The organism is Microbacterium sp. Bi128 (genome assembly GCF_918698205.1).
This window is the reverse complement of record NZ_CAKKMM010000965.1, coordinates 1-1,968: the sequence shown is the minus strand read 5'-3', so window position 1 is coordinate 1,968 and position 1,968 is coordinate 1. Positions and strand designations below refer to the sequence as shown.

3 protein-coding genes are annotated in these 1,968 nt (G+C 69.7%); 1 reads left to right on the top strand and 2 read right to left on the bottom strand.

Annotated elements, in window-relative coordinates:
* On the bottom strand, nt 1–417 hold a 417-nt coding region (locus tag LQV45_RS28615; protein WP_230010360.1), incomplete at its 3' end, for an HAD family phosphatase.
* A gap of 92 nt (nt 418–509) precedes the next feature.
* Here LQV45_RS28615 and LQV45_RS28610 point away from each other — a divergent pair.
* Nucleotides 510–1,319 (top strand): PAC2 family protein, encoded by an 810-nt coding sequence (locus LQV45_RS28610; protein ID WP_230010357.1) that lies wholly within the window; start codon nt 510–512, stop codon nt 1,317–1,319.
* Between the two features lie 58 nt (nt 1,320–1,377).
* On the opposite strand, the gene LQV45_RS28605 is transcribed toward LQV45_RS28610, so the two are convergent.
* A partial coding sequence (locus LQV45_RS28605; RefSeq protein ID WP_230010354.1) for an undecaprenyl-diphosphate phosphatase occupies nt 1,378–1,968 on the bottom strand: 591 nt, incomplete at its 5' end.

The following is a 1,968-nucleotide window of genomic DNA, read 5'->3' as shown; positions in this document are numbered from 1 at the left end:
GTCGTCGCCGGCGACGACGATGTCGAACGCCGGGAAGTCGATGAGGTCGGCGGTCGCCAGGGCCATGCGGCGCATCGACATCGTCACCAGGGCGGTCTTGGCACCGGAGCGGCGGAGATCGGCGAGCAGTTCCCGCGCACCCGGTCGGAACGGCACGCCGGTCTCGGCGAGCTGACGGAGCACCTCGTCTGTCAGGTACGCGATGATATCGTCGACACCCCACGGCACACCGGCGTTCTGCAGCAGCCGGGCCGAGTCCTCGAGGGCCAGGCCCACCATGCCCAGCGCCTGTTCGTGCGACCACGTGCCGCCGAAGCGCTCCACGAGCGGGGTCTCGGCGGCCATCCAGAAGGGTTCGGTGTCGACGAGGGTGCCGTCCATGTCCCAAAGGACCAGAGCGGGGGCGGGAGAAGTCATCGTTCCATCGTATCGAGGGCGGCACCGCACCCGAGCGCTCCCCGGGGTGCATGCGCCTATCCTGGAAGCCAGCCCCGCAGGGGCAGAGGAGGTTGCGTGGACGCACTGGGTCGCCGGATCATCGTCGCTCGGGGGTCGAGTACGAGGTGGTGCACTCGGTCGATCCCGAGCTGTACTTCGACTACCAGTACACGCGCCCGCAGATCGGGATGGATGCCGAGGGCCGGCGCACGCTCACCTGGCCCGAGGCGACACTGCTGCGGCCGGCGCAGCGCACCGAGGACCCCGAGATCTGGCTGCTGGTCGGCGTCGAACCGGCGCGCGCCTGGCAGGCCTTCGCCGCCGAGTTCATCGACGTCGCGCTGCGCGAGGACGTCACCGGTTTCGTGTCGCTCGGCTCGATGATGTCCGACGTGCCGCACACCCGGCCGATCTCGGTGTTCGCCGGAAGCGAGAACGAAGCGATACGTCAGTCGCTTTCGCTCGAGCGCAGCCTGTACGAAGGCCCGGTGGGGATCCTCAGCGCCCTCGGCGACGCATCCGAACGTGCCGGCATCCCGACCGCCAGCCTCTGGGCGAGCGTGCCGCACTACGTCGCGGGGCACACTCCCTCGCCCAAGGCCACGCTCGCTCTGCTCGACCGGCTCCAGACGATCACCGGGATCGAGGTTCCGCGCGGCGAGCTCGCCGCGGAGGCTCTCGCCTGGGAGGCGTCGATCGACGCGGCCGCCGCCGACGACGAGGAGATGCGCGACTACATCCACCAGCTCGAGCAGACGCGCGACACATGGGACTCGCCCGAGGCGTCCGGCGACGCGATCGCCCAGGAATTCGAGCGGTACCTGCGCCGCGGCGGCGACGGGCCCACCAAGCCCGGACGGGACGACCCGCCCCGCCGCTGAACGAAACGCCCGACGGCGCCGTCCCCGAGGGGGCGGCGCCGTCGTGATTCGTGCGGGCTCAGCCGGCGACGATCGCGGACTCCGCCGGGACGACACCCGTGAGCAGCAGGACGATGACCACGATGCCCAGCACCACGCGGTAGATCACGAACGGCAGGAAGCTGCCCTTCTTGAGGTACTGCATGAGGAACGCGATCACGAGGTACCCGGCGACGAAGGCGATGACGGTCGCGATGCCCGTCTCGCCGAGCGTGTACGGGCCCGTGCCCTCGTCGAAGCTCTTGTACAGCTCGTAGAACCCGCTCGCGAACACCGCAGGCACGGCGAGGAGGAAGGCGTACTCGGCCACCGCCGTGCGGTTGTACCCGAGGGCGCGACCGAGGGTGGTCGTTGCGCCGGATCGTGAGACGCCCGGCACGAGGGCCAGCGCCTGAGCGAACCCGTAGGCGAGGCCGTGCGGGTAGGTGAGGTCGTCGAGGTCACGGCGTCGCTTGCCGTAGTGGTCCGCCAGGCCGAGCAGGATGCCGAACACGATCAGCACGACCGCGGTGATCCACAGGCTCCGGAAGTTGTCGCGGATCAGGCTCTGAAGCAGGAACCCGAGAACGGCGATGGGAATGGTGCCGATGATGATCAGCCACCCCATGCG